Origin of the sequence: uncultured Escherichia sp. (assembly GCF_948475835.1) — a bacterium.
Lineage (GTDB): Bacteria > Pseudomonadota > Gammaproteobacteria > Enterobacterales > Enterobacteriaceae > ECMA0423.
The window spans coordinates 1-5379 of sequence record NZ_CAOLGM010000192.1; the positions used below are offsets into that span (position 1 = coordinate 1).

At 49.1% G+C, this 5379-nt stretch carries 4 protein-coding genes and 1 pseudogene; 3 read left to right on the forward strand and 2 right to left on the reverse strand.

What is annotated here, in order from left to right; all coding sequences use genetic code 11:
- The first annotated feature begins 238 nt into the window (after nt 1-238).
- Nucleotides 239-1042, forward strand: a complete 804-nt coding sequence (dkgB, locus tag QZF50_RS22370) for a 2,5-didehydrogluconate reductase DkgB (protein WP_000997043.1) — start codon at nt 239-241, stop codon at nt 1040-1042.
- Here the strand turns inward: dkgB and yafC are convergent.
- Nucleotides 1039-1953, reverse strand: coding sequence for a DNA-binding transcriptional regulator YafC (gene yafC, locus QZF50_RS22375; protein ID WP_000648572.1), 915 nt, complete (start codon nt 1951-1953; stop codon nt 1039-1041). The genes dkgB and yafC overlap by 4 nt on opposite strands.
- A 240-nt stretch (nt 1954-2193) precedes the next feature.
- Here yafC and QZF50_RS22380 point away from each other — a divergent pair, with 240 nt between their 5' ends.
- Nucleotides 2194-2994, forward strand: a complete 801-nt coding sequence (locus tag QZF50_RS22380; protein ID WP_061892092.1) for an endonuclease/exonuclease/phosphatase family protein — start codon at nt 2194-2196, stop codon at nt 2992-2994.
- A 77-nt stretch (nt 2995-3071) separates the two neighbouring features.
- Nucleotides 3072-3842 (forward strand): annotated as a pseudogene (locus tag QZF50_RS22385) (methyltransferase domain-containing protein).
- Between the two features lie 47 nt (nt 3843-3889).
- Here QZF50_RS22385 and mltD read toward each other — a convergent pair.
- Nucleotides 3890-5248, reverse strand: coding sequence for a murein transglycosylase D (mltD, locus tag QZF50_RS22390; RefSeq protein ID WP_000644685.1), 1359 nt, complete (start codon nt 5246-5248; stop codon nt 3890-3892).
- Nucleotides 5249-5379: the final 131 nt, after the last annotated feature.

Below are 5379 nucleotides of genomic sequence, written 5' to 3' on the forward strand. Positions count from 1 at the left end.
GAGCGGTAGTTCAGTCGGTTAGAATACCTGCCTGTCACGCAGGGGGTCGCGGGTTCGAGTCCCGTCCGTTCCGCCACTTATTAAGAAGCCTCGAGTTAACGCTCGAGGTTTTTTTTCGTCTGGATATCTATTATTGCCAGAATCGCAAAAATCCTCTGCGTTTTACGCTCTTTTTCCGCAACAGTCTGAAGCCCATAATCACCTCAGTTAACGAAAATAGCATTAAAAGAGGCATATTATGGCTATCCCTGCATTTGGTTTAGGTACTTTCCGTCTGAAAGACGACGTTGTTATTTCATCTGTGAAAACGGCGCTTGAACTTGGTTATCGCGCAATTGATACCGCACAAATCTATGATAACGAAGCCGCAGTAGGTCAGGCGATTGCAGAAAGTGGCGTGCCACGTCATGAACTCTACATCACCACTAAAATCTGGATTGAAAATCTCAGCAAAGACAAATTGATCCCAAGTCTGAAAGAGAGCCTGCAAAAATTGCGTACCGATTATGTTGATCTGACGCTAATCCACTGGCCGTCACCAAACGATGAAGTCTCTGTTGAAGAGTTTATGCAGGCGCTGCTGGAAGCCAAAAAACAAGGTCTGACACGTGAGATCGGTATTTCCAACTTCACGATCCCGTTGATGGAAAAAACGATTGCTGCTGTTGGCGCTGAAAACATCGCTACTAACCAGATTGAACTCTCTCCTTATCTGCAAAACCGTAAAGTGGTTGTCTGGGCTAAACAGCACGGCATCCATATTACTTCCTATATGACGCTGGCGTATGGTAAGGCCCTGAAAGATGAGGTTATTGCTCGTATCGCAGCTAAACACAATGCGACTCCGGCACAAGTGATTCTGGCGTGGGCTATGGGGGAAGGTTACTCAGTAATTCCTTCTTCTACTAAACGTGAAAACCTGGAAAGTAATCTTAAGGCACAAAATTTACAGCTTGATGCCGAAGATAAAAAAGCGATCGCCGCACTGGATTGCAACGACCGCCTGGTTAGCCCGGAAGGTCTGGCTCCTGAATGGGATTAAGCCTCTCTGACAGCTCCTCCGGGAGCTGTTTTTACATGCTCGCTAAGGAAATCGATAAAAGCCCGGATGCGCGTACTTACCGCACGGTCGCTGTAATAGACTGCACTGAATGGCATTTCCACTGGCAACACTTTATCTGCCATTAACTCCACCAATTCTCCGCGAGCGATTTCTTTGTCGATCATGTAGTCGGACAAACACGCAATCCCGTTGCCACTCAGGCAAAGCTGTTTCAGTGTTTCCCCACTATTGGATGACAAACCGTACTTCACCTCATGTAATTGTCCATCGCTACGGGCTATCGGCCAGGTATTGAGGGAAGCGGGTTCAGTGAATCCCAGGCAAATATGTTGCTTTAAATCGTCGATCGTTTCTGGCTTCCCGTAGCGGGAAATATAATCGGGGGAGGCGATAATTTTTCGATAACTATTAAATAACGGCCTGGCACGTAAGCTGGAATCCGTTAACGTACCGGCGCGTATCGCGACATCAACTTTTCTTTCGATCAAATTAATAATCGTTTCGGAGGAGACTAGCGACAAAGTGACTTCCGGATAGCGTTCACGGAAAGGCTTAATCAACGGCATCAGAAAGTGCAGCACCACTGGAGTTGCGGCATCGATGCGCAACAGTCCACGCGGTGTATTACGCGTCTCCATAATTTCTGATTCTGCCGCTGCCATCTCCTGCAAAATTGACTGTACGCGACGAAAATAACGCTCGCCTTCTTCCGTCAGGCTAAGTTGTCGCGTGGTCCGATTAAGCAGGCTAACGCCAAGTTTCATCTCCAGCTTTTTCACTGCCCGGCTTACCGCTGAGTTTGCTTGCCCTAATTGTTCCGCTGCCCGGCTAAAGCTGCCGCTTTCGACGACCGAAACAAAAATGGCGAGTTCTTCCGACGTGGCTTTCATTTTTGCTCCTGTTGCAAAATAGAAGAGATATTTTGAATTTATTTGTCATTAAACCATCAGGATGCGTGATATGTCATCCGATTTAATGTTCTCAACAATGAGCAAAATTCTGACCGGTGTAAGCACTTGCTTACATAACAATATACAATTGCTCGTTGAAAGAGTGAGCTAAAATCCCTATAACAGTAGAACCCTCCCGAGTGCGGAAGGGTTGACGTAATAGAGGTTTCAAAGTCAAAAGTGCGAAAAAACACCTATACCATGCGCTATGTTGCCGGACAACCTGCGGAAAGGATCTTACCGCCGGGGTCTTTTGCGAGCATCGGCCAGGCATTACCACCTGGGGAACCGTTAAGTACCGAAGAGCGTATTCGGATCCTGGTGTGGAACATATACAAACAGCAACGCGCTGAATGGTTGTCGGTATTAAAGAACTACGGCAAAGATGCACATCTGGTGTTATTGCAGGAAGCGCAGACAACGCCAGAGTTAGTACAGTTTGCGACCGCTAACTATCTTGCCGCCGATCAGGTACCCGCTTTCGTACTGCCACAACATCCTTCTGGCGTAATGACCCTTTCGGCGGCACATCCAGTGTATTGCTGCCCGTTACGTGAACGAGAACCCATTTTGCGTCTGGCGAAGTCGGCACTGGTGACGGTCTATCCATTACCTGACACCCGCCTGTTGATGGTGGTTAATATACACGCCGTCAACTTCAGTCTGGGCGTGGATGTCTATAGTAAGCAGTTACTTCCTATTGGTGATCAGATAGCTCACCACAGCGGCCCGGTCATTATGGCAGGAGATTTCAATGCCTGGAGCCGTAGAAGGATGAACGCGTTATATCGCTTTGCGCGGGAAATGTCGCTGCGCCAGGTGCGTTTTACCGATGATCAGCGCCGTCGGGCGTTTGGCCGCCCGCTCGATTTTGTTTTCTACCGTGGTCTGAACGTCAGCGAAGCTTCTGTATTGGTTACGCGCGCTTCCGATCACAATCCGCTACTCGTTGAATTCAGTCCCGGCAAGCCTGATAAATAAGGTATGTCAGGTCTGCCACAGGGCAGACCAACGTTTGGCGCTGTCCTTTTATACTCAAACAACAAAAGGACAGCGCAATGACAACACAATCCCACCATGACCACGTAGAAAAGCAGTTTAGCTAGCAGGCCAGTGAGTATTTAACCAGTACCGTACATGCATCCGGGCGAGATTTACAGCGCCTGGCGGTGCGTCTGGCTGATTATCCTGGTGCAAGTGTACTTGATATGGGCTGCGGAGCAGGGCATGCCAGCTTTGTCGCTGCGCAAAACGTGAGCACGGTGGTGGCGTATGACTTATCTGCTCAAATGCTGGATGTCGTGGCACAAGCTGCCGAAGCCCGGCAACTGAAAAATATCACCACCCGCCAGGGATATGCCGAAAGTCTGCCATTTGCCGATAACGCATTTGATATTGTTATCAGCCGTTATTCTGCCCATCACTGGCATGATGTTGGTGCAGCACTGCGTGAAGTGAACCGGATATTGAAACCTGGCGGTAGGATGATTGTGATGGACGTAATGTCTCCGGGTCATCCAGTGCGCGACATCTGGTTACAGACGGTAGAAGCATTACGCGATACCTCTCACGTACGAAACTACGCCAGCGGTGAGTGGTTGAGGTTAATCAATGAAGCCAATCTGATAGTTGATAATTTAATTACAGATAAGTTACCGCTGGAATTTTCTTCATGGGTCGCGAGAATGCGTACGCCAGAAGCGTTAGTAGACGCTATTCGCATTTACCAACAGAGCGCATCGACAGAGGTGAGAACGTATTTTGCCTTGCAGAATGACGGCTCTTTCACCAGTGATATCATCATGGTAGAAGCACATAAAGCGGCATAAATAAAAAAGGCACCGGGGGAATCGGTGCCTTTTTATTAACTGGTTTGTCAGGAATCTGGCATGTTGTTGTTTTTCACAAACAACGTCAGCTTGTCGCCTGGTTGCAGATTCGCAGTGTCGCTGTTCCAACGCATCACATCTTTGATGTTCACGCCGTGGCGTTTAGCAATGCTTGAAAGCGAATCGCCTTTGCGCACACGATACGTAATGCTATCGCTGTTGTTTGCCAGTCGCTGTGCGCTACTGCCTGCACCAATCGTCAAACTTTGGCCTGGCTTCAGCTTAGATCCGCGCAGTTTGTTCCACTGCTGCAAATCTTTGGTGCTTACGCCGAGACGTGAAGCGATGCTTGAAAGCGTGTCGCCAGAGCGTACGGTGTAAACACGGCTGTTAAGCGGCGTATTGTCGGCAACCAGCGTCGACTGTACAGCAGCAATTTCGCCTGAAGCGAGAGATTCACGCAGTTGATCTGCATGCTTCTTTGGCACCATCACGTACTGCGGCCCACTTGCGCCCAGCGTGGAGCCTTTCACGCCAGCGTTGAATGTCTTCAGCTTGCTGACGGAAATCCCCGCCATATCTGCAACCTTCGCCATTTCAACCGGGCTGCTCAGGTGCACACGCGCCAGAGCACGGCTTTCATCGGTCGTTGGCAGACGTACGCCATAACGCTTGCTGTTTTTGAGAATATCACTCAATGCCAGCATTTTAGGCACGTACTGCTTCGTTTCCTGCGGCAACGGTAACGACCAGAAGTCCGTGGATTTCCCACGCGCTTTGTTCGTTTTAATTGCCTTCATGACCCGACCTTCGCCGCTGTTATAAGCCGCTACGGTCAGAAGCCAGTCGCCGTCAAACATTTTGTTCAGACGCTGCATCATATTCAGCGCGGCAGTTGTTGAAGCAACAACATCGCGACGCGCGTCATAATTGCGGGTCTGTTTCAAACCATAATTGCGCCCCGTGCTCGGAATGATCTGCCAGATGCCTGCGGCATTGGCGCCAGACGTTGCGTGAGGATCAAAAGCGCTCTCCACTATGGGTAGTAGTACCAGTTCCATAGGCATGTTACGTTTTTTAACTTGCCCTGCTATCCAGTACATATACGGCTCTGCCCGTAAAGTTACATCGTGGAGATAGCTCTTATTGCGTAAATATTTCTGTTTCTGTTCGCGAATCCGGTCATTTTCCGGAATTCCCATCTTTAGCTCGTCGCCAATGAAAGCCCACAAGTCACCATCTGGCGCGATAGACGTCCCATCGTCCATCCATCGTGCCTGACTTGTAAACTTTGCTGCTTCCCCTTGACCAGCTGCAGAAAGGCTCTGTGCGTGCTGTTGAACGTTGCCGGTACTCTGGCAACCCACGAGCAGGACAGAGGCGAGTAATATCGCTTTTGCCTTCATGTGTGTGTCAATAGTTGCTTAAAAGACGACCGATCATAACGGCGAACGGAGCCGATGACAAGAAAGTTTTATCAGAACCTATCTTTCTTTGACCTTAACCATGCAAAACGCTCTTCAGGTTGTTGCAATAA

Excerpts from the sequence above, each read along its gene's own strand:
- dkgB (WP_000997043.1), top strand. The coding sequence starts at position 239 with ATGGCTATCCCTGCATTTGGTTTAGGTACTTTCCGTCTGAAAGACGAC.
- yafC (WP_000648572.1), bottom strand. The coding sequence starts at position 1,953 with ATGAAAGCCACGTCGGAAGAACTCGCCATTTTTGTTTCGGTCGTCGAA.
- mltD (WP_000644685.1), bottom strand. The coding sequence starts at position 5,248 with ATGAAGGCAAAAGCGATATTACTCGCCTCTGTCCTGCTCGTGGGTTGC.